This is a genomic window from Comamonas aquatica (genome assembly GCF_018064205.1).
In the GTDB taxonomy this organism is placed as follows: domain Bacteria; phylum Pseudomonadota; class Gammaproteobacteria; order Burkholderiales; family Burkholderiaceae_C; genus Comamonas; species Comamonas aquatica.
On the sequence record NZ_CP072916.1, the window covers coordinates 3,092,959 to 3,113,884 of the forward strand.

18 protein-coding genes and 1 riboswitch are annotated in these 20,926 nt (G+C 65.9%); of the genes, 6 read left to right on the plus strand and 12 right to left on the minus strand.

Going from position 1 to position 20,926, the window contains the following annotated elements; all coding sequences use genetic code 11:
• The first annotated feature begins 56 nt into the window (after positions 1-56).
• Together KAQ61_RS14575 and KAQ61_RS14580 are read left to right on the plus strand one after the other, a co-directional pair.
• Positions 57-1,415, plus strand: coding sequence for a M23 family metallopeptidase (locus tag KAQ61_RS14575; protein ID WP_420839335.1), 1,359 nt, complete (start codon positions 57-59; stop codon positions 1,413-1,415).
• A gap of 73 nt (positions 1,416-1,488) precedes the next feature.
• Positions 1,489-2,619 carry an anhydro-N-acetylmuramic acid kinase gene (locus KAQ61_RS14580; protein ID WP_210929649.1) on the plus strand — a complete coding sequence of 377 codons (1,131 nt, stop codon included), beginning with the start codon at positions 1,489-1,491 and terminating at the stop codon, positions 2,617-2,619.
• A 21-nt stretch (positions 2,620-2,640) separates the two neighbouring features.
• Here KAQ61_RS14580 and mdtD read toward each other — a convergent pair whose 3' ends face one another.
• From mdtD to rplM, 4 genes are all read right to left on the minus strand, one after another.
• Complete coding sequence (gene mdtD, locus KAQ61_RS14585; protein WP_210929650.1) at positions 2,641-4,059, minus strand: multidrug transporter subunit MdtD; 1,419 nt, start codon at positions 4,057-4,059, stop codon at positions 2,641-2,643.
• Positions 4,060-4,187: 128 nt separating this feature from the next.
• On the minus strand, positions 4,188-4,553 hold the full coding sequence (erpA, locus tag KAQ61_RS14590) for an iron-sulfur cluster insertion protein ErpA (protein ID WP_042418472.1): 366 nt from the start codon (positions 4,551-4,553) through the stop codon (positions 4,188-4,190).
• A gap of 230 nt (positions 4,554-4,783) precedes the next feature.
• On the minus strand, positions 4,784-5,176 hold the full coding sequence (gene rpsI / locus KAQ61_RS14595; protein WP_042418469.1) for a 30S ribosomal protein S9: 393 nt from the start codon (positions 5,174-5,176) through the stop codon (positions 4,784-4,786).
• A gap of 10 nt (positions 5,177-5,186) precedes the next feature.
• Positions 5,187-5,615, minus strand: coding sequence for a 50S ribosomal protein L13 (rplM, locus tag KAQ61_RS14600; protein WP_003059004.1), 429 nt, complete (start codon positions 5,613-5,615; stop codon positions 5,187-5,189).
• 320 nt (positions 5,616-5,935) lie between these two features.
• Here rplM and KAQ61_RS14605 point away from each other — a divergent pair, with 320 nt between their 5' ends.
• Positions 5,936-6,838 carry a 23S rRNA (adenine(2030)-N(6))-methyltransferase RlmJ gene (locus KAQ61_RS14605; RefSeq protein ID WP_210929651.1) on the plus strand — a complete coding sequence of 301 codons (903 nt, stop codon included), beginning with the start codon at positions 5,936-5,938 and terminating at the stop codon, positions 6,836-6,838.
• A gap of 283 nt (positions 6,839-7,121) precedes the next feature.
• Here the strand turns inward: KAQ61_RS14605 and KAQ61_RS14610 are convergent, their stop codons facing one another.
• From KAQ61_RS14610 to dtd, 5 genes are all read right to left on the minus strand, one after another.
• On the minus strand, positions 7,122-7,766 hold the full coding sequence (locus KAQ61_RS14610; protein ID WP_244982907.1) for a septal ring lytic transglycosylase RlpA family protein: 645 nt from the start codon (positions 7,764-7,766) through the stop codon (positions 7,122-7,124).
• A 69-nt stretch (positions 7,767-7,835) separates the two neighbouring features.
• Complete coding sequence (metF, locus tag KAQ61_RS14615) at positions 7,836-8,687, minus strand: methylenetetrahydrofolate reductase [NAD(P)H] (protein ID WP_210929652.1); 852 nt, start codon at positions 8,685-8,687, stop codon at positions 7,836-7,838.
• Positions 8,688-8,774: 87 nt separating this feature from the next.
• Positions 8,775-9,947 (minus strand): TlyA family RNA methyltransferase, encoded by a 1,173-nt coding sequence (locus KAQ61_RS14620; protein WP_210929653.1) that lies wholly within the window; start codon positions 9,945-9,947, stop codon positions 8,775-8,777.
• A 124-nt stretch (positions 9,948-10,071) separates the two neighbouring features.
• Positions 10,072-11,487 carry an adenosylhomocysteinase gene (gene ahcY / locus KAQ61_RS14625; RefSeq protein WP_183302228.1) on the minus strand — a complete coding sequence of 472 codons (1,416 nt, stop codon included), beginning with the start codon at positions 11,485-11,487 and terminating at the stop codon, positions 10,072-10,074.
• 84 nt (positions 11,488-11,571) lie between these two features.
• A riboswitch (S-adenosyl-L-homocysteine riboswitch) is annotated at positions 11,572-11,681 on the minus strand.
• Positions 11,682-11,726: 45 nt separating this feature from the next.
• Positions 11,727-12,182, minus strand: coding sequence for a D-aminoacyl-tRNA deacylase (gene dtd, locus KAQ61_RS14630; RefSeq protein ID WP_210929654.1), 456 nt, complete (start codon positions 12,180-12,182; stop codon positions 11,727-11,729).
• A gap of 305 nt (positions 12,183-12,487) precedes the next feature.
• Here dtd and KAQ61_RS14635 point away from each other — a divergent pair, with 305 nt between their 5' ends.
• Genes KAQ61_RS14635 through KAQ61_RS14645 form a run of 3 tightly spaced genes read left to right on the plus strand, consistent with a single transcriptional unit; the run spans position 12,488 to position 17,286 of the window.
• Positions 12,488-14,563, plus strand: coding sequence for a putative bifunctional diguanylate cyclase/phosphodiesterase (locus tag KAQ61_RS14635; protein ID WP_210929655.1), 2,076 nt, complete (start codon positions 12,488-12,490; stop codon positions 14,561-14,563).
• Between the two features lie 3 nt (positions 14,564-14,566).
• On the plus strand, positions 14,567-16,063 hold the full coding sequence (locus KAQ61_RS14640) for an AMP nucleosidase (RefSeq protein ID WP_045265991.1): 1,497 nt from the start codon (positions 14,567-14,569) through the stop codon (positions 16,061-16,063).
• A 20-nt stretch (positions 16,064-16,083) separates the two neighbouring features.
• Positions 16,084-17,286 carry a GGDEF domain-containing protein gene (locus KAQ61_RS14645; RefSeq protein ID WP_043381844.1) on the plus strand — a complete coding sequence of 401 codons (1,203 nt, stop codon included), beginning with the start codon at positions 16,084-16,086 and terminating at the stop codon, positions 17,284-17,286.
• Between the two features lie 31 nt (positions 17,287-17,317).
• Here KAQ61_RS14645 and KAQ61_RS14650 read toward each other — a convergent pair whose 3' ends face one another.
• The 3 genes from KAQ61_RS14650 to fabI form a co-directional block, all read right to left on the minus strand.
• Complete coding sequence (locus tag KAQ61_RS14650; RefSeq protein WP_210929656.1) at positions 17,318-18,556, minus strand: acetate/propionate family kinase; 1,239 nt, start codon at positions 18,554-18,556, stop codon at positions 17,318-17,320.
• Positions 18,557-18,577: 21 nt separating this feature from the next.
• Positions 18,578-20,011: a bifunctional enoyl-CoA hydratase/phosphate acetyltransferase gene (locus KAQ61_RS14655; RefSeq protein ID WP_210929657.1), complete on the minus strand. Its 1,434-nt coding sequence runs from the start codon at positions 20,009-20,011 to the stop codon at positions 18,578-18,580.
• A 70-nt stretch (positions 20,012-20,081) separates the two neighbouring features.
• Entirely contained in the window at positions 20,082-20,864 is a 783-nt protein-coding gene (gene fabI / locus KAQ61_RS14660) for an enoyl-ACP reductase FabI (protein ID WP_042418433.1), read from the minus strand.
• Positions 20,865-20,926 lie beyond the last annotated feature (62 nt).

Genomic DNA, 20,926 nt, shown 5'->3' on the forward strand with positions numbered 1-20,926 from the left:
TCACTCACATGGTCGTTTGTCTTCTCAGGGTACGCGCCACTTCCGGGAACCATGTTTTGAATAACAGCCTAGTTTCTGCCGGCAGTGCTTTGCTTGCACAGCTGGCCCGGTCCATTCAGCGACACCCCAAGCGACTCACCGCAGCCATCGCCGCCCTCATGCTCAGCGCAGGCGGCGGCGCGTTTGCTGTGGCCTCGCTGGGTCCAGACCCCGCTGAACTGCCGGTTCGCACACTCACGCAGACCGTCCCCTCGTTGGTGGAAGGCAGTACGTTGGCGGACCTGACGGACGTCAACGATTTCTCGCTCTATCGCACCGACTACACCCGCGCCAGCGACACCGCCGAGTCCTTGCTGCAGCGCCTGGGCATCGCCGATCCGGGCGCCTCCGCCTTCCTGCGCAGCAACGAGCTGGCCCGCCAGCACCTGTTCAGCCGCAATGGCCGCCTGGTCTCCGCCGAAGCCAGCAACGACCACCAGTTGCGCAAGCTGACCGTGCGCTGGATCCAGGACGAAACCAGCCAGAACTTCGAGCGCCTGGTGCTGGAGCGCGATGCCAACGGCAAGTTCAGCGCCACCGTGTCCAGCGCACCGCTGACCACCAGCACCCGCTTGGCGGGCGGCACCATCCACAGCAGCCTGTTCGCCGCGACCGATGCCGCCGGCCTGCCCGATGCCGTGGCCGTGCAGATCGCCGACATCTTTGAAGAGGTCAATTTCCACCGCCTGCACAAAGGTGACCGCTTCTCCGTCATCTACGAAACCCTGGAAGCCGACGGCGAATTCCTGCGCTCGGGCCGCGTGCTGGCCGCAGAATTCCACAACCGCGACAAGCTGTACCAGGCCATGTGGTTCCAGGAGCCCGGCAAGCGTGGCTCCTACTACGCCATGGACGGCTCCAGCTTGCGCCGCGCCTACCTGAGCTCCCCCGTGGAGTTCTCGCGCGTCAGCAGCGGCTTTGCCATGCGCATGCACCCCATCCACAACACCTGGCGCAAGCACCTGGGCACGGACTTTGCCGCCGCCACCGGCACCAAGGTGCGTACCGTGGGCGACGGCGTGGTTGAGTTTGCGGGCTGGCAAAACGGTTTTGGCAATGTGGTGTTCATCAAGCACAGCAACAGCAGCCATGTCACCGTCTACGCCCACCTGAGCCGTATTGACGTCAAGAAGGGGCAGCCCGTGGAACAAGGCCAGTCGATTGGCGCCGTGGGCGCGACAGGCTGGGCCACCGGTCCGCACCTGCACTTCGAGTTCCGTGTCAACGGCGTCCACCAGGACCCCCAGACCGTGATCGCCAAGAGCGAAGCGAACGAGATTTCCGCCAAGGTGCGCCAGCAGTTCAAGCAGCACGCCGAATTCATGCACATGCAACTGGCTTCTGCCGAGCAGATCCGTCAAGCCAGCGCACAATAAGCCGCTGCGCGCAGTGACTCCCCAGGGCCTCCAGCGTGAGGCCCTTTTCTTTTCCCGGATGCAGCTTGTGACGATGCCTGAACACTTTATTGGCCTGATGTCAGGCACCTCCCTCGACGGCGTGGATGGCGTGCTGGTACGCTGGCAGGCAGACCAGCCCTCGCAGGTCCTGGCCTACGCCTGCCAACCCTTCCCCACCCCCTTGCGCCAGGAGCTGCTGGCCTTGAACAGCCCCGACGGCGTCAACGAATTGCACCGCGCGGCCCTGGCCGGCAACGCTATCAGTCGCGCCTATGCCGCGGTGGTGCGGCAGCTGTTGCAGCAGGCCGACCTGCCCCCGAGTGCGGTACGGGCGATTGGCGCCCACGGGCAGACCGTGCGCCACCAGCCACAGCTGCACGACGGCACGGGCTACACCCTGCAGCTGCAAAACCCGGCGCTGCTGGCCGAAGCCACGGGGATCACCGTGGTCGCCGACCTGCGCAGCCGCGATGTGGCGGCCGCCGGCCAGGGTGCGCCCCTGGTCCCCGCCTTTCACCAGGGCGTCTTCGCCGATGCGCAGACCACCACGGTGGTGCTCAACATCGGCGGGATTGCCAACCTCAGCATCCTGCCGCCCAGCACCCAGGCCGATGCGGTCATCCTTGGTTTTGACTGCGGCCCCGGCAACGCGCTGATGGACTGGTGGTGCCTGCAGCACACGGGCGCAGCCTACGACGACCAGGGCCGCTGGGCTGCCGGCGGCCAAGTGCACCCGGCCTTGCTGCAGCAACTGCTGGCCGAACCCTTTCTGCAGCAACCGCCCCCCAAGAGCACCGGACGCGACCTGTTCAACCCGCACTGGCTGCAGGCGCAACTCCAGCGCGTGGCAGCCACGATCCCGGCCCAGGATGTCCAGACCACCTTGACCGCACTGACCGCCCACAGCTGTGCCGACGCGGTACAACGGCATGCGGGTGACAGTGGTCGCTTGCTGGTCTGCGGGGGCGGCGCATTGAATACCGAGCTGATGCGCCAGCTGCAGGCCCTACTGCCGGCGTACACCGTCACCAGCACCGCCGCACAGGGACTGCCGCCGCTGCAGGTGGAGGCCGCAGCCTTCGCCTGGCTGGCACGCCAGTGCCTGCACGGTTTGCCGGGCAACCTGCCGACGGTCACCGGCGCCAAGGGGCCCCGGATCCTGGGCGCGATCTATCCCGGCTGAGCCGCACCGCGCGTTAGCGCCTCAGCCCTCGGGGCGGTCGGGCGTGGGCGCGATGCGCTCGTCCGCATCCAGCTGACTGAAGACTATTGTGGCCGCCAGCGTCATGACCCCGACCGTGACGAAGGTGGCCTGCAAGGCCAGCAGCTTGTAGCCCTCGCGGGCCTGCCACAGGTCGGCATAGCTGGCCAGCACCGCCCCCGCCACGGCCACGCCCATGCTCATGGCCAGCATCTGCACCATGGACAGCAGGCTGTTGCCGCTGCTGGCGGACTCGCCGGTCATGTCCTTGAGCGTGACCGAGTTCATGGCCGAGAACTGCATGGAGTTGATGCCACCGAAGATGAACAGCTGCAGCAGGATCAACCACATCGGCTGCCCCGGGTGTATCCATCCCAGGCAGGCAATCATCAGCCCCAGCAGCACCGAGTTCACCTGCAGCACACGCTTGTAGCCATAGCGCAGCACCGTGCGCACGGCCATGCGCTTGACCAGCATGCTGCCGATGACCATGGCAAGCATCATGCTGCCGGCATGGAACGGCGACAGACCCAGCCCCACCTGCAGCATCAGCGGCACCAGGAATGGCGCCGCGCCACTGCCCAGGCGTGCGAACAGATTGCCCATCAGGCCGACGCGCAACGAGCGCACCTGAAACAGCGCCGGTGCAAACAGTGGCGTGGGCGTGCGCAGCGCATGCAACCAGTAGGCCGCCAGGCTGGCCATGCCGAAGACCAGCAACACCGTCACCAGGGCCCGCCCCATGCCGATGCCCGACAAGCCATCCAGGGCCAGCGACACCCCGACCATGCCTGTGGCCAGCAGGCTGAAGCCCACCCCATCAAACGGCCGTGGCGGCTGCGCATCCGACTTGGGCATCCAGCGCCAGGCCGCCCAGATGCCGACCACCCCGACGGGCACATTGATCCAGAAAATCCAGTGCCAGGAGGCATATTCCACCAGCCAGCCCCCCAGGGCGGGGCCCAGCAGCGGCCCCACCTGCCCCGGGATGGCGATGAAGCTCATGGCACGGATGAAGGCATCGCGCGGATAGGCCCGCAGCACCGCCAGCCGCCCGACCGGCAGCATCATGGCGCCGCCCACCCCCTGCACCACGCGCGCGCCCACCAGGAACTGCAGCGACGGCGCCAGCGCGCACAGCACCGAGCCCAGCACGAACAAGGCCATGGCGGCGGTGTAGATGCGGCGCGTGCCGAACCGGTCCGCCACCCAGCCCGTGGCCGGGATCAGCATGGCCGTGGTCAGGGCATACGCCACGATCACCGACTGCATCTGCAGCGGACTTTCCCCCAGCGATGCGGCCATGCTGGGCAGGGCCGTGTTCAGGATGGTGGCATCCAGCGTCTGCATGAAAAAGCCGACTGCGACCAGCCACAACAGGCGTTCACTGGCCATGGAAGAAGTGGGGGGGACTGCGTTCATGGATAAAAAGATGAGCTGACTTCGCAGGCTGGATCAGGGCAAAACCCCAATTTGAATACAAAAAAGCCGCTGGAGGCAGCGGCTTCTTGGAGGGAGAGGGCGAATCCTGCAGATCCGCCACCTCGGGATCAGACCGAGAAGCTGGAACCGCAGCCGCAGGTGGTGCTGGCGTTGGGGTTCTTGATCACGAACTGCGCGCCCTGCAGGTCTTCCTTGTAGTCGATCTCGGCACCGATCAGGTACTGGTAGCTCATGGCGTCGATCAGCAGCGACACGCCATTCTTGGTCATGGTGGTGTCGTCGTCGTTGGTGATCTCGTCGAACGTGAAGCCGTACTGGAAGCCCGAGCAGCCGCCGCCCTGCACGAAGACACGCAGCTTCAGATCGGGATTGCCTTCTTCCGCGATCAGATCCGCCACCTTGGCAGCCGCGCTGTCGGTGAAAACGATGGGATCAGGCATGTCTGTGACTTGTTGTTCGGCAACGGCGCTCATGGGGATACTCCGAGTGGTCTCTGAAATCGGCTCGAATGGTACTGCAATCCGCTCGGGAATTCGGTCCCCGGCGCGTTTGACGGCAGTGGCAGTGGGGGCATTGCCCGAGGTCGCTGGAGCCAGCGGGCCACGGGACGTCATCCCACAAAAAAGCCGCCTGACCCGAAGGCCCAGCGGCTTTTTTGTGGCAAGGCCGCTCCGAAGAACAGCCTGCCGAGGTCTGAAACGAATTAACGCTTCGAGAACTGCTTGGCGCGACGTGCACCACGCAGACCGACCTTCTTACGCTCGACTTCACGGGCGTCGCGAGTCACGAAGCCGGCTTGGCTCAGTGCAGGCTTCAGGGCCGCGTCATAGTCGATCAAGGCACGTGTGATGCCGTGGCGGGCAGCGCCAGCCTGACCAGATTCGCCGCCGCCATGGACGTTGATCTGGATGTCGAAAGCTTCGACGTTACCAGTCAGCACCAGAGGCTGCTTAGCGATCATGATGGAGGTTTCGCGGCCGAAGTACTGCTGAATGTCTTTGCCATTCACAGTGATCTTGCCGGAGCCCTTCTTCAGGAATACACGGGCGACGCTAGACTTGCGACGGCCGGTACCGTTGTTCCAATCACCAATCATTCAAGTCTCCTTAGATTTCCAGAGCCTTAGGCTGCTGTGCGGTATGGGGGTGCTCAGCACCGCCGTACACCTTCAGCTTCTTGATCATGGCGTAGCCCAGGGGACCCTTGGGCAGCATGCCCTTGACGGCCTTTTCCAGAGCGCGGCCAGGGAACTTAGCCTGCAGGTCGCGGAAGTTGGTGGCAGTGATGCCGCCGGGGAAACCGGAGTGACGGTAGTACACCTTGTCCAGGTTCTTGGTGCCAGTGACCTTGAGCTTGGAGGCGTTGATGATGACGATGTAGTCGCCGGTGTCAACGTGAGGTGTGTAGATGGCCTTGTGCTTGCCGCGCAGACGGAGTGCCACTTCGCTGGCGACACGTCCGAGCACCTTATCGGTGGCGTCAATCACAAACCACTCGTGTTGCACCTCAGCGGGCTTTGCGCTGAATGTAGACATGAGATTGCTCTTTCTAGAGGGTTTGGCGGATCCTTTTCCGCGGTCGGTGCTTCTTCTTGACTCCATCGCTGGAACAGGAAGCCTCTTAGGCGGGGACTGCCTGGGATTGCTCCCAAACACTTCGCCGCGGGACCCATAAAATCGCTGCGAAGCCCGCCATTATACAAAATAGCGTCCAATACGGCCATGCACCTTTGTCGGCATGTGGATTTAGGCACACGCGCACGAATCCCCGGACACTGGACCCCATCCCTGCGGCCCCGGGCCGCCTGCCCCGCTGCAGCCCGGCTGCCGCACTGCCAAGCAAAGAATTACGACCTATGTTCAGCTACCGCCACGGCTTTCACGCCGGCAACCACGCCGACGTCCTCAAGCACACCGTCCTGATCGCCGCCCTGCAGCACATGGCCCAGAAGGACACGGCCATCAGCGTGATCGACACGCACGCCGGCGCTGGCCTGTACCGCCTGGACGGCGACTTCGCCAGCACCAGCGGCGAGGCCCAGGACGGTATCGCCCGCCTGATCGACATCCCCGAAGCACAGCTGACACCGGCCCTGCGCGCCTATGTGCAGACCGTGCGCAGCGTGAACCAGGGCAAGGGCGTGAAGACCTACCCCGGTTCGCCCTTCATCACCCACAGCCTGCTGCGCCCGCAGGACAAGCTGCGCCTGTTCGAGCTGCACCCGACCGACTGGCGCGCGCTGGACGGCAACATGGCACAGCTGGATGCCGGCAAGCAAGTGGAAGTGCTGATGGAAGACGGCTTCAACGGCGTCAAGCGCTTCCTGCCCCCGCCCTCGCGCCGCGGTTTTCTGCTGTGCGACCCCAGCTACGAGATGAAGACCGACTACGGCCGCGTGATCAGCATGATCGAAGACGCGCTGGTGCGCTTTGCCACCGGCACCTACGCGGTCTGGTACCCTATCATCCCGCGCCAGGATGCACACGACCTGCCCAAGCGCCTGAAGACCATCGCCACCAAGGCCGGCAAGGGCTGGCTGCACGCCACGCTCACGGTCAAGGGCAGCAAGCTGCGCAGCGAGGTGAACGACTGGGGCAACACCACCGAGGCCAAGCGCCCCGGCCTGCCCGCCAGCGGCATGTTCCTGATCAACCCGCCGTTCACGCTGCGCGCGGCGCTCAAGGAAGCCCTGCCGCAGATGCAGCAACTGCTGGCCCAGGACAAGAACGCCACGCACACCCTGGAATACGGCGAATAAACACACCCCAGGCGCGGCAAGACCACGGTGAGGTGCCCCAGGCCGTGCCGCAGCAGGGCCACGGCCTGACCGGGCACGTCGCACGGCAAGCGCGATAAACGCGGAGATTCATCGCGGACCGCCGGCACGGCACGTCACAACGCCACATAAAAAAGGAGCTGTCAGCGCTGTCTTTTCAAGGATTCCAGGGCTTAAAGCTCTCGAAGTCCACGAACGACAAGCGCTGACAGCTCCTTTTTTCACCGATACCCGGGCGGCACGCTGGCCGCGCCGGAGATCCCGTTCAGTTGTTGGCCGCCAGCAGCGCCTCGGGGCAGCTGTCCTGGCCGTCGTCCAGCTTGTAGATTTCCACAGTCTTCACGCCCTTGCCCAGCATGCCGATTTCCTCGGCCGCGGCCTTGCTCAGGTCAATCACGCGGTTCTTGGCGAAGGGGCCCCGGTCGTTCACGCGCACCACCACGGCCTGGCCGGTGCTCTTACTGCGCACGCACAGCTGGGTGCCGAATTCGTAGGTGGGGTGGGCCGCGGTCAGCTCGTACTGGTTGAAGCGCTCGCCGTTGGCCGTCTTGCGACCATGGAAGCCCGGGCCGTACCAGGAGGCAATGCCCTGCTGATCCACCTCGGGCAGCTCCAGGTCGTACAGGCTTTGCTGCACGGCCTTGGCGGGATCACCCAGGCGGTCGGGACGCAGCGCAGGGGGCGCCATACGGGCCAGCGCTTCGGAGCCGGTGCGGCCACTGGCGCGCGGGGCGGTGCTGGTGGCGGAAGGGACACTGACCGCGGCCGCCTCGGTGGCCGGGGGCAGCGGTGCGCAGGCGCTGAGCAGCGAGGCCAGCAGCACGGAAGCCGCAGGCCAGGCGCTGCGGCGCAGCGAAAACTTCAGATACACATTGGCGGTGGCAGCAGGCTGGCACGCAAGTGCGGACATGGTCTAACCCTTCTCACGGTGAGCGCTCAAAAAGCCGCACCACAGGGTCAGGGTCACGCGCAAGCCGGTTTACAGGCCCAAACGGTCACACAGCTCCAAAGTGGCAGCGCTCTGGTTCATCGTATAAAAGTGCAAGCCGGGTGCGCCTTGGTCGCGCAGCTGCTCGCACAAGCGAGTGACCACGTCCAGACCGAAGGCCCGGATGGAGGTCACGTCGTCCCCGTAGGCCTGCAGGCGCAGGCGGATCCAGCGGGGAATCTCAGCGCCTGTCGCATCGGAAAAGCGCATGAGTTGGGAGGAATTGGTGATCGGCATGATACCCGGAACCACCGGAGCCGACACGCCAAGTGCTTGAATCCCCTCGACAAAACGAAAATAAGCGTCCGCATTGTAGAAATATTGGGTGATTCCGGAGCTGGCGCCGGCCTGGATTTTTGTAGCAAAAGCTTTCAGGTCCGCCTCGGGTGAGCGGGCCTGGGGGTGGGTCTCGGGGTAGGCCGCCACCTCGATGTGGAACCAGTCGCCGAACTCGCGGCGGATGAAGGCCACCAGGTCGCTGGCGTAGTGGAATTCACCGCCCAGGCCATAGCCGCTGGGCAGGTCGCCGCGCAGCGCCACGATGCGCCGCACGCCCATGTCCTGGAGCTGCTGCAGCTCCGCGCGCACCTTGTCGCTGGTCGCGCCGATGCAGGAAAAGTGCGAAGCCGCCTGCATGCCTTCGGCCTGGATGTCGCGCACCATGCTGAAGGTGCCGGCCTGCGTGGAGCCACCCGCGCCATAGGTTACCGAGCAAAACTCGGGCTTGCGCGCGTACAGGTCCTGGCGCACCTGCACATGCTTGGCCGCGCCTTCGGGCGTCTTGGTGGGAAAAAACTCGAAGCTGATGGGGAAGCTGCTGGGGTTTGCGTTTACCACGTTCATCTCTCCTCGCCTGCCCTCCCGGCAGGCTGTTGGCGGTCTGGGGTCACGGCCAGGGGCCTGCAGTCATGCGGCCCCCGGGTTCCACCGTCAGTATTTCTTGGTGTTCTTGCGCTTGGGTCGTGCCGGGCCGGGGACGTTGTAGCCGTCTTCCTCGTCGTCGATCACGTCGATGCGCTTGAGCTCGCGCAGCACCGTGCGCGACACGCGCTTGGCCGCCGGCGCCGCGGGCTGATCGGGCAGGGGCTCACCCAGCCCCTTGATGGTCTGGCCTTGCACCGCATGGATGAAGAACTCGCGGTTGCCGTCGCCACCTTCGATGGCGGATTCCATCCAGGCCTTGACCTCCAGACCCAGCTCGGTCAGGCAGGTGCGCACGCGCTCTTCCACTTCCTGGAAGTGGGCCGGCTCGCGCACGATGCCGCCCTTGCCGATCTGGCCAGGCTGCAGTTCGAACTGGGGCTTGACCAGCATCAGCAACTGGCCGTGCGGCTTGAGCAGGCGCACCACGGCAGGCAGCACCAGGGTCAGCGAAATGAAGGACACATCGCCGGTGACAAAGTCGAACAGGGGCGTGGTGTCCACCTCGGCGTATTCCGCCTTGCGGCGGCGCTCGGTCGGCACGGTGCCCTCTTCGCGCGCCTTGGCCTTGGCCGCGCGCTCGGCCTTGAAGGCCTCGATGTCGCTGTCCTTGGCGTCGTTACTGTCGTCGTAGTCCTCGTCGACCTGGCCGCCATTGCGCATCCAGGCGTAGGGCGCCTTGGGCTGGGTGTCGTTGTCTTCTTCCTCTTCCCAGCGCTCAGAGATCACCTCTTCGCAGGCGTCTTGCAGCACCTCGGCGGTCATGGCGCGGGCGTTCATGCCTTCCACGCAGACCACGCGCACATCGGCACGCAGGCGCTCGTGCAGCTGGCCGTGGCCCACGTCCACGCCGATCACCTGGGCCGCACCGCGCTGCAGCAGGCAGTCGGTGAAGCCGCCGGTGCTCTGGCCCACGTCCAGGCAGCGCAGGCCGTCGACCTTCAGGCCGGTGGCCTCGAGCGCGCCTTCGAGCTTCAGGCCGCCGCGCGAGATGTACTTGGCCTCGGCGTTGTCGAGCAGCTTCAGCTCGACGCCCGCGGGAATGTCGTCACCGTTCTTGGCGACCTTCTTCCACGGGGCCAGCGGCGTCAGGCGCCATTCCACGCCCGAAGCGATCAGGCGCTGCGCTTGGGAGCGGGTGGTGGCGTAGCCGTGGTCCACCAAAAATACATCTGCGCGCATAGCGTCTTTCCTTTAATACTCAAACAGACCCTGAGCGCACATCCAGTCTGCGCATGCAGCTATAAAAATGGATGTTTACCCAGGGCAGAGCCACGGCCCCTGCCGCGGCTCCGGTCCGCCATGATCAGTAGCGGTAGGTGTCAGGCTTGTAAGGGCCTTGCTTGTTCACACCGATGTAGGCGGCTTGCTCATCGGTCAGCTCGGTCAGCATGGCGCCGACCTTCTTCAGGTGCAGGCGCGCGACCTTTTCGTCCAGGACCTTGGGCAGCACGTAGACCTTGCCGGCTTGGTACTCGGCCGGCTTGGTGAACAGCTCGATCTGGGCGATGGTCTGGTTGGCGAACGAGGACGACATCACGAAGCTGGGGTGGCCGGTGGCGCAGCCCAGGTTCACCAGGCGGCCCTTGGCCAGCAGGGTGATCTTCTTGCCGTCGGGGAAGGTGATCTGGTCCACCTGGGGCTTGACTTCTTCCCACTGGTACTGCTCGATCGAAGCCACGTCGATTTCGTTGTCGAAGTGACCGATGTTGCAGACGATGGCCTGGTCCTTCATGGCCACCATGTGCTCGTGGCGGATGATGTCCTTGTTGCCGGTGGTGGTCACGAAGATGTCGGCCTTGTCGGCGGCGTACTCCATGGTCACGACCTTGTAGCCTTCCATGGCAGCCTGCAGGGCGTTGATCGGGTCGATCTCGGTCACCCACACTTGGGCGCTCAGGGCACGCAGGGCCTGGGCCGAGCCCTTGCCCACGTCACCGTAACCGGCCACGCAGGCGACCTTGCCGGCGATCATCACATCGGTGGCGCGCTTGATGCCGTCCACCAGGGATTCGCGGCAGCCGTACAGGTTGTCGAACTTGGACTTGGTCACCGAGTCGTTGACGTTGATGGCGCGGAACAGCAGCGTGCCCTTGGCGCTCATCTCGTTCAGGCGGTGCACGCCGGTGGTGGTTTCTTCGGTCACGCCGATGATCTGGGCCGACTTGCGGGTGTACCAGGTGGGGTCCACGGCCAGCTTGGCCTTGATGGCGGCAAACACGATGCGCTCTTCTTCCGAGCCGGGGTTGGCCAGCACGGACAGGTCCTTCTCGGCCTTCTGGCCCAGGTGCATCAGCATGGTTGCATCGCCACCATCGTCCAGGATCATGTTGGGGCCTTCGCCTTCGGTGCCGGCGGCGCCGAATTCAAAGATGCGGTGGGTGTAATCCCAGTAGTCTTCCAGCGATTCACCCTTGATGGCGAACACGGGCGTGCCGGTGGCGGCGATCGCGGCGGCAGCGTGGTCTTGCGTCGAGAAAATGTTGCACGACGCCCAGCGCACATCGGCGCCCAGGGCCTTCAACGTCTCGATCAGCACGGCCGTCTGGATGGTCATGTGCAGCGAGCCGGTGATGCGCGCGCCCTTCAGGGGCTGGGCTGCAGCGAACTCTTCGCGGATGGCCATCAGGCCAGGCATTTCGGTTTCGGCAATCCTGATTTCCTTGCGGCCCCAGTCGGCCAGGGAAATGTCGGCGATTGCGCGGTCTTGGGTATTGCTCATGGTTTCTCCGGTGCGGAAAACAACTTGAAAAAACCACGTTCTGGGGATTGGGGGCTGATGACAGAGGCCTCACCGCACAGAAAGCGTGGGTGAGCGTCGTTGCCTAGGAGCGAGGCCGCGTGACCACGGTCTGCTGCCCTTCCGAGCCTCACGGCACCGCCCATCGGGTGCACGCTGCAACGCTCCTCGGAAGGAAAAGAGGGCCAGATTGTAATCGAGCCCTGGCCGGCGTGCCAGGCTCAGGCCGCGGCAGGGGGAGCGATGCGCAGGGGAATCGTCACCGGCCCGTCGTTGACAAGGTGCACCTGCATGTCAGCGCCAAACCCACCGGTCTGCACCACGGGGTGCAGGCGCCGGGCCTGCTCCACCACATGCTCGTACAGGCGCCGCCCCGCCTCGGGCCGCGCCGCCTGGGTGAAGCTGGGCCGGTTGCCGCCGCTGGCATCGGCCGCCAGCGTGAACTGGCTGACGATGAGCAGCCCGCCGCCCACGTCCTGCACGCTGCGGTTCATCTTGCCCTCGGCGTCGCTGAAGATGCGCAGCTTCAGGACCTTGACCAGCAGCTTGTCGGCCTCCTGCTCGGTGTCGCCCTGCTCGGCACACACCAGGGCCAGCAGGCCCGCGCCAATCCGCCCCACCACCTGACCGTCGATTTCGACATGCGCGGCGCGCACGCGTTGCAACACAGTGATCACACCAATCTCACAATTTCATAGCTGCCTGCGCTCGTCCTACATGGCAATCCATGCCAAAACGGCCCAGAAACCAATCCCTGGGCACGCAAACAGCTGCGGTTTTCAATGGCACCGCCGTTGGTCTGGGAGAGCCTGCACAAACTGCTCCAACGGCAGCGATCGGCGGCGCGCCTTGCCGTAACGCAAAACGCAGTCACCGGGCTTTGGGTATACCCACGGCTCTTCCTGCATGGATGGTGATTGTCCATGCAAGCCGGGCCTTGCGCCCGCTCGCCACCACCGCCCTTCTCAAGCCCATCTGTCTCATGAGCAACGTGCCCCCACGTGCCCCCCTCGTTCCGCCGCACGACCTGCTGCACGCCGTGGCCGTGGCCACCGGCACGCCCATGGCCTACCTGCAATGGCCGGGCGGACGGTGCATCTGGGCCACCGCCACCTACGCCCGGCTGCTGGAGATGCCCAGCCAGGAGCTGCTGGACAAGGCGCCGCAAAGCTATCTGTCCCCCTGCACCTGGAACGAGTGGAAGTGCGAGCTGGAACGCCTGGCCGACAGCCCGCAGCCCGGCACCAGCCTGCAGACCCCGCTGCGCTTTGCCCGCCAGCAGGCCGTCCCCACCCAGCTGGTGGCCGACGTGCAACACGGCGCGGTGCGCGCCATCGTGGTGATTCCGCTGCAGGACCTGTCGCACACCGACGCCCTGCAGATGGTGCAGGACAGTGACACACGGCTGCAGCGCTACGCCCACGCCACGCGGGAGGCCATCATCTTCTTCCGCCAGGGCCGGGTGTTCGACGCCAACCCGGCCGCGATTGCCCTGACCGGCTACCCGCTGCACCAGTTGCTGGATCGCCCGGTGCTGCACCTGCTGCCCCACGTGCTGCGCGCCGAAGCCCAAAGCCTGATCGACCAGGGCACGGAGCACGCCCACGAAACCCGCCTGCTGCACCACGGCGGCCAGGAGCTGGACGTAGAAATCGCCGTTCACCTGCTGCCCGAGGATGGGGACACCTACGGCATGCTGGTGCTCAATGACATCACCGAGCGCAAGCGCGCCGAGGCCGAGGTCTACTTCCTGGCCAACCACGACCCGCTGACCCGCCTGCCCAACCGCCAGGGGCTGATGCAGCAGCTGCGCCAGGTGCTGCTGCAGGCCGAGCGTACGCAGCAGCACATTGCCGTGCTGTACGTGGACCTGGACCGCTTCAAGGACGTCAACGACTCGCTGGGTCACGACGCCGGGGACAAGCTGCTGATCGATGCCGCACGCCGCATGCGCAGCAAGGTCCACCCCGACGACCTGGTCGCCCGGCTGGGCGCCGACGAGTACGTGGTGGTGCTGGCCTCGCCGCTGACTGCCTGCCAGCCCGACTGCATCCTGCGCGAACTGCGCTTCGCGCTGAACAAGCCCTATGTGCTGCCCAAGGAGGCGGTGAACCTGCCGGCCTCGATCGGCGTCAGCATCTACCCCGAGGACGGCAGCACGGCCGAGGAGCTGATGCTCAACGCCAGCGCCGCCATGGAGGCCGCCAAAAGCCTGGGCCAGGGCCACCTGCAGTACTACAGCGCCCACCTGCAGGTGCGCCCCAGCCGCCTGCTGGTGCAGGACCGCCTGCTGCGCGAGGCCGTGGCCAATGACCAGGGGCTGGTGCTGCACTTCCAGCCACTGTGGAACCTGGCCACCAACCGGCTGGAGGGCTTTGAGGCCCTGGTGCGCTGGCAGCACCCGCAGCGCGGCCTGCTGCCGCCGGCCGAGTTCATCGGCTTTGCCGAGGCGCGGGGCCTGATCTCCCTGGTCGACCGCTGGGTGATGCGCGCCGCCTGCAAGCAGCTGCGCGCCTGGCGCGATGCCGGCCTGCCGCCCGTGGTGGTGGCGGTGAACATGTCCGCCACCGAATTCAACCAGCGCACCCTGGTCGAGGAGGTGCAACTGGTGCTGGCCGACACCGGCATCGACCCGCAATGGCTGGAGATCGAGCTGACCGAGACCACGCTGATGAAGCAGTCCGAGCATGTGCTGCACACGCTGCAGGCGCTGCGGCAGCTGGGCGTGCGCCTGTCGATCGACGACTTTGGCACCGGCTACTCCTCGCTGGCTTACCTCAAGCGCTATCCGCTGGACAAGATCAAGATCGACCGCTCCTTCGTCAAGGACACGCCCCAGGATGCCGACGACGTCAGCCTGATCCAGGCCATCATCCAGATGGGGCGCAGCCTGAACCTGCGCACGGTGGCGGAAGGGGTGGAAACCAAGGCGCAGTGGGACATGCTGCAGGCCATGCACTGCGACCTGATCCAGGGCTATTACCTGGCCCGCCCGATGGCGGCCGAGGAGGCGCTGCGCTGGCAGCAGCACCGCTGTCAAATGAGTGCGCCACAATGAGGCATGGCACACACCCCTGTTTCATATTTCACCCTGGCGTCCGAGCCCACCGTCTTTGCCCGCGCCCAGGATGCGCTGGCACAGCTGCAGCGGCTCTACCAGCAACAGATCGACCACCTGCGCAAGGCCATGCAGGCCTATGTGGAAGGCCAGGATTTCCCGCAGCCCGTGCGGGCCTGGTACCCGCTGCTGCGCATCCAGGCCCACAGCGTGCGTCGGCCGGAATCGGGCCTGGCCTTCGGCTTCCTGGACCATCCCGGGGTCTATGAGACCACCATCACCCGGCCCGACCTATTCGGCCACTACCTGCTGACGCAGCTGAGCCTGCTGGAGCGCAACCACGGCGTGCAGTTCGAGGTCAGCCTCAGCACCCAGCCGATCCCCATCCACTTCTCGTTCGCGGACAACGACCACGTCGAAGGCAGCCTGAGCGCGCAACGGCGCCAGTACATGCGCGAAGTGTTCGACCTGCCGGACCTGGCCGCCATGGACGACGGCATCGCCAACGGCACCTGGCAGCCGCGCCCCGGCGGGGCCCTGCCGCTGTCGCTGTTCACCGCACCGCGCATCGACTACTCGCTGCACCGCCTGCGCCACTACACGGGCACGGCACCCGAGTGGTTCCAGAACTTCGTGCTGTTCACCAACTACCAGTTCTACATCGACGAATTCATCCGCCTGGGCCACGCCGAGATGGCCCGACCGGACAGCGAGTACATCGCCTTCATCGAGCCCGGCAACGTGGTCACCCGCCGCGCCGGCCTGCCCGCCGAGGATGTGGACAGGCTGGGCGCCCCCCCGCCCCGGCTGCCGCAGATGCCGGCCTACCACCTGGTGCGCGCCGACCGCAGCGGCATCACCATGGTCAACATCGGCGTCGGGCCGGCCAACGCCAAGACCATCACCGACCACATCGCCGTGCTGCGCCCGCACGCCTGGATGATGCTGGGCCACTGCGCGGGCCTGCGCAACAGCCAGCGCCTGGGCGACTATGTGCTGGCCCATGCCTACGTGCGCGAGGACCACGTGCTGGACGAGGAGCTGCCGCTGTGGGTACCGATTCCGGCGCTGGCCGAGATCCAGCAGGCGCTGCAACAGGCGGTGGCCGACGTGGCCCAGGTATCGGACGACGACCTCAAGCGCATCATGCGCACCGGCACCGTGGCCAGCACCGACAACCGCAACTGGGAGCTGCTGCCCGACAACCTGCCGCAGCGCCGCTTCAGCCAGAGCCGCGCCGTGGCGCTGGACATGGAGTCGGCCACAATTGCGGCCAACGGCTTCCGTTTTCGCGTGCCCTACGGCACACTGCTGTGCGTCAGCGACAAACCGCTGCACGGCGAGATCAAGCTGCCGGGCATGGCCAACCACTTCTACCGGGAGCGCGTGGACCAGCACCTGCGCATCGGCATGCGTGCCGTGGAACTGCTGCGCGACGGTGGTACGCAACGCCTGCACAGCCGCAAGCTGCGCAGCTTTGCCGAAGTTGCCTTCCAGTAAAAACACCGCGCCCCACACCCATGCCCCAGTTGGACTTCGCTTCGATGGCCATCCTGATCGCCATCAACCTGGCAGCCATCGGCCTGGCCCTGCCCTGGGCCATGGGTTCCCCGGTCAGCCCGGCAGCACGGCACGTGCAGCGCTACTTTCTCCTGCAAGCCCTGGGCTGGTCCTTGATCCTGGTCGCCAGCCGCATCCGCGGCACCTTCTGGGACCCGGTACTCAGCCTGTCCGCCACCTGCGCAGCCGCTGCCGCCCAATGGCAGATGGCCCAGGCCCTGCAGTGCTGGCTGGGACCACGCCCCCTGCGTTGGCTGGTCATCGGACTGGCCATCCTGGGGCCGCTGGGCTTTGCCTGGTGGCTGCACGACATCCCGACACGGCTGGCGTGGTACAGCCTCTACCATGGCACCAGCGTCGCCTGCCTGGGCTGGATGTGCCTGCACCCCCTGCGTCCGGTGGCCCGCGGCTGGCGCTATCTGATGGCCGCCTGCGCCACCACGATGAGCCTGGGGCTGCTGGCACGCGCCTACCTGGCGTACTACACCCCCTGGCTGCGGGAATTCGCCCACGACTCCGCCGCCAACTACCTGTTCGCCATCCTGGCCCAGCTGTGCAGCAGCCTGGCGCTGGTCAGCATGCTGGTGGCCTGGCGCGACGAGACCAACCAGAAATTGCGTGACATGGCCTTGACCGACCAGTTGACTGGCCTGGCCAACCGCCATGCGCTGCTGCAAACCGCACCGCGCATGCAGTCCCTGGCACAGCGCCAGCATCTGCCGCTGGCGGTGGTGTTGCTGGATCTGGACCACTTCAAGAACGTGAACGACCAGTATGGTCACACCACCGGCGACCACGCCTTGCAGCTGGTCGCCAAGGTTTTGCACGCCGAGATGCGCCCCAACGAGATGGCATCGCGCTGGGGCGGCGAAGAGTTCTGCTTGCTGCTGCATGCCGATGCGGATGGCGTGCAAAGCTTCTACCAACGCTTCAGCGCAGCGCTGCTGCAACGCGCGCAGCAGGAGTTGGGCTTTGCCCTGCACATCAGTGCGGGCTGTGCCCTGCAGACCGACAGCGATCAAAACCTGGATCAGCTGCTGCAGCGGGCCGACACCGCCTTGTACCAAGCTAAAAGCCAGGGCCGCCGGCGCCTGGTGTTCGGCACGGTGGTGGAGCGGCCGCAACCGCCCACAGCCCTCAGTCCGGCGCAGACGCCCGCCTGAAGCCGCGACGGAGCGCGGCGAAAGGCGACGCTCAGTCCTGTGCCAACGCTGGGTGCTGCGCCTGGCGCTGTGCTGCCACAGGCTGCCCGGCCAGCAAGGCAGCCGCCTCCTTGGCCGCAATGCGCCCCTCGTCGGTGGGCACCACCCACACTTCCACGGCACTGTCCGGGGCATGGATGGCATAGGCCCCCTGTCCGTTGGCGGCCTGGTTGCGCTGCTCGTCCATGCGGATGCCCAGCCAGCCCAGGCGTTCGCACACCTGGGCACGCAGCACGGCATCGTTCTCGCCAATACCGCCGCTGAAGGCGATGGCATCCAGCCCGCCCAGGCAGGCGACCAGGGCGCCGGTCTCGCGGATCACCCGGTGCGTGAACTGGTCGATGGCGCGCTGCGCCGGCGCGCTGCCATCGGCCCGCAGCTTGCGCATGTCGGCCGAAATGCCGGACACGCCCAGCAGCCCGCTTTGCTTGTAGAGCAGCTTTTCGATCTGGGCATGGGGCCAACCCTGCTCCATCAGGTACAGCAACACCCCAGCATCGAGCGATCCGCTGCGCGTGCCCATCATCAGGCCATCCAGCGCCGAAAAGCCCATGGTGGTAGCCACGCTGCTGCCGGCCAGGGCCGCGCACAGGCTGGCGCCATTGCCCAGGTGGGCCATCACCACCCGGCCACGGCCGCGGATGGTGTGCGTCTGCAGCATCGACATGATGTACTGGTAGGACAACCCATGGAAACCGTAGCGGCGCACACCCTGCTCCTGCAGCGCTTGCGGCAGGGCGAAGGCAAAGTCCACCTCGGGCATGCTGGCGTGGAAGGCCGTGTCAAAGCACGCGACCTGCGGCAGCTGGGGAAACGCCGCCCGGAACTGGCGGATGCCCTCCAGGTTGTGCGGCTGGTGCAAAGGCGCCAGCGAGTTGAAGCGCGCCAGCTGCGCCAGCACCTCGTCGGTCACCAGCACCGGCCCCGTGAACACGCCGCCGCCATGCACCACGCGGTGCGAGACGGCCTGGATGTCCGGTGCCGCCTCCAGGCGGTGCACCAGGGCCCGCAGGCTCTGCAAGGCACTTTCAAAAGAAGAGCTGCCTGCGCTGACTGCAAGAGGCTCAGAGTGCTTTTTTCCTAGATATACCCAGTCCATGACGGGCGTCCCCTGGGGCTCCAGCCCCTGGATGCAGCCCGACAGGACATAGGGCTGCACCTGCCCTTCCTGCAGCGGGTGCAGGGAAAACTTCAGGGACGAGGAGCCGGCGTTCACCGCAAGAATGGCCATGTGCGTGTCTCCTGGCTGGGGTCAGCCCTGCTTCCAGGCGTTGGCTGCCTGCTGCTGGCGTCGGTCGTGGGCGGACAGCACCGCCAGCACGCACGAGGCCACGCGGGCCTGCGGGCCGTCGGCACGGCTGGTCAGGGCAATCGGCACGCGGGCGCCGAGCACCAGCCCGGAGCCCGAGGCACCGGCCAGGTACTCCAGCTGTTTGGCCACCATGTTGCCGCTTTCCAGGTCGGGCACGGCCAGGATGTCAGCCTGCCCCGCCACCTCGGAGGCAATCCCCTTGATGCGCACGGCGTCCATGGAGATGGCGTTGTCGAAGGCCAGCGGGCCGTCGAGCTGCGCCGCCGTGATCTGTCCACGGTCGGCCATCTTGCACAGGGCCGCGGCGTCCAGCGTGGAGGGAATGCTGGGCGTCACGGTTTCCACGGCCGACAGGATCGCCACCTTGGGCACGGCCGTGCCCAGCACGCGCGCGAAATCGATCGCGTTCTGGATGATGTCGGCCTTTTCCTGCAGCGTGGGGCGGATGTTGATAGCTGCGTCCGTGATCAGCAAGGGTTTGCTGTACAGAGGCACATCGAAGCGGAACACGTGCGACAGGCGGCGGCCCGTGCGCAGGGCCGGCTGCGCCAGCACGGCCTTGAGCAGTTCGTCCGTGTGCAGGCTGCCCTTCATCAGGATTTCCACCTGCTGGCTGGCCGCCATGCTGGCCGCCAATTCGGCCGCCGCATGGCTGTGTTCCACGGCATGGATTTCCACGCCATCCAGGTTGATGCCGGCCTGCTCCGCCGCACGGCGGATGCGGCCTTCGGGGCCGATCAGCACCGGCACGATCAGGCCGTGGCGTGCCGCGTCCATGGCACCGCTGAGCGATCCTTCGTCACAGGGGTGGACCACGGCGCAGCGCACCGCCGGCAGCGGCTCTGCGCGCGCCAGCAAGTCCTTGAGGCGGGCCTCCGGGTCGAACAGCTGGATCTGCGGTGCGTGCACCGTGGGCACCTTGACCTTCTGCGTCGGCGGCATCAGTCTGGCTTCGCCCTTGAGCACCACTTCGCCCTTCTGGTTGGTGACCAGGCAGTCCATCTTGACGCGCTTTTTCTCGTCGTCCTTTTCGGTCACCGTCGCCACCACGGTCAGGGTGTCACCGATGCGCACCGGCTTGGTGAACTTCAGCTCCTGGCCCAGGTAAATCGTGCCAGGGCCGGGAAACTGGGTGCCGAACAGGGCAGAGATCAGCGCCGCGCCCAGCATGCCATGCGCGATCACGCCGTGGAACATGGTGGCGTCGGCATATTCGGCGTTCAGGTGGGCGGGGTTGATGTCCCCGGACACGGCCGCAAAGGCCTGGATGTCCTCCAGCGTCACGGTGCGCAGCAAACGGGCGCTCTGGCCGACTTCGAGCTCGTCGTAGGTGACGTTTTCCATCCATTCCATCGCAGGGGCTTGGGTGTTCATGGGTTTCTCCGGTCGACCGGCGCCGGGGCGCCGGTGCAGTTCTGCAAAAGCCAAAAATCCAGGGGGATCTTCAGTCCACGGCGTGGACGCCGCCGTCCACATAGATGGTCTGGCCCGTCATGCCAGAGGCGGCATCCGAGCACAGGAAGGTGCTGAGCTGGGCAATCTCTTCCAGCGTGACCAGCCGCTGCAGCGGCGCCTTGGCCTGGGCCGAGGCCATCAGGCCATCGAAGTCGGCAATTCCCGAGGCGGCGCGCGTCAGGATCGGGCCGGGCGAGACCGCATGCACACGGATGTTCTTCGGCCCCAGCTCCATGGCCATGTAGCGCACCATGGACTCCAGTGCTGCCTTGACCGGGCCCATCAGGCCATAGTTGGGCACGGCCTCGCCGGAGCCCAGGTAGCTCATCGACAGCATGCTGCCGCCATCCGGCATGTGTGGCGCGCACAGCTTGGCCAGCTCTGCAAACGAGTGGCAGGAGACGCTGATCGCCCGGGCAAACCCTTCGCGTGAGCTGTCCACCACATCGCCGTGCAGATCGTCCAGCGGGGCCCAGGCGATCGAGTGGATCACGAAGTCCAGCTTGCCCAGCTTGCGCACGGCGTGCTCCACCAGGGCTTCGAGCTGGCCGGGCTCTTCCACGTTGCAGTTCACCAGGTCGACACCGATGGGGTCGGTCAGCGGCGTCACCCACTTGCGGGCCTTGTCGTTCAGGCACGAGGCCACTACCTCGGCGCCCTGGGCGCGGGCCTGCGCCGTGCACCCCCAGGCGATCGAGCGATCGTTGGCCACACCCAGCACCAGACCTTTTTTACCTGCCACGCTGAATGCATGGGCTGCGTTGTTCTGCATCCTCTCTCCCTCTCTTGCGCCTGGGCGCTGTAGCTATGAAAAACGGGGGCCTGGCACACGGT

Excerpts from the sequence above, each read along its gene's own strand:
- KAQ61_RS14580 (WP_210929649.1), top strand. The coding sequence starts at position 1,489 with ATGCCTGAACACTTTATTGGCCTGATGTCAGGCACCTCCCTCGACGGC.
- mdtD (WP_210929650.1), bottom strand. The coding sequence starts at position 4,059 with ATGAACGCAGTCCCCCCCACTTCTTCCATGGCCAGTGAACGCCTGTTG.
- erpA (WP_042418472.1), bottom strand. The coding sequence starts at position 4,553 with ATGAGCGCCGTTGCCGAACAACAAGTCACAGACATGCCTGATCCCATC.
- rpsI (WP_042418469.1), bottom strand. The coding sequence starts at position 5,176 with ATGATTGGTGATTGGAACAACGGTACCGGCCGTCGCAAGTCTAGCGTC.
- rplM (WP_003059004.1), bottom strand. The coding sequence starts at position 5,615 with ATGTCTACATTCAGCGCAAAGCCCGCTGAGGTGCAACACGAGTGGTTT.
- KAQ61_RS14605 (WP_210929651.1), top strand. The coding sequence starts at position 5,936 with ATGTTCAGCTACCGCCACGGCTTTCACGCCGGCAACCACGCCGACGTC.
- KAQ61_RS14610 (WP_244982907.1), bottom strand. The coding sequence starts at position 7,766 with ATGTCCGCACTTGCGTGCCAGCCTGCTGCCACCGCCAATGTGTATCTG.
- metF (WP_210929652.1), bottom strand. The coding sequence starts at position 8,687 with ATGAACGTGGTAAACGCAAACCCCAGCAGCTTCCCCATCAGCTTCGAG.
- KAQ61_RS14620 (WP_210929653.1), bottom strand. The coding sequence starts at position 9,947 with ATGCGCGCAGATGTATTTTTGGTGGACCACGGCTACGCCACCACCCGC.
- ahcY (WP_183302228.1), bottom strand. The coding sequence starts at position 11,487 with ATGAGCAATACCCAAGACCGCGCAATCGCCGACATTTCCCTGGCCGAC.
- KAQ61_RS14635 (WP_210929655.1), top strand. The coding sequence starts at position 12,488 with ATGAGCAACGTGCCCCCACGTGCCCCCCTCGTTCCGCCGCACGACCTG.
- KAQ61_RS14640 (WP_045265991.1), top strand. The coding sequence starts at position 14,567 with ATGGCACACACCCCTGTTTCATATTTCACCCTGGCGTCCGAGCCCACC.
- KAQ61_RS14645 (WP_043381844.1), top strand. The coding sequence starts at position 16,084 with ATGCCCCAGTTGGACTTCGCTTCGATGGCCATCCTGATCGCCATCAAC.
- KAQ61_RS14650 (WP_210929656.1), bottom strand. The coding sequence starts at position 18,556 with ATGGCCATTCTTGCGGTGAACGCCGGCTCCTCGTCCCTGAAGTTTTCC.
- KAQ61_RS14655 (WP_210929657.1), bottom strand. The coding sequence starts at position 20,011 with ATGAACACCCAAGCCCCTGCGATGGAATGGATGGAAAACGTCACCTAC.
- fabI (WP_042418433.1), bottom strand. The coding sequence starts at position 20,864 with ATGCAGAACAACGCAGCCCATGCATTCAGCGTGGCAGGTAAAAAAGGT.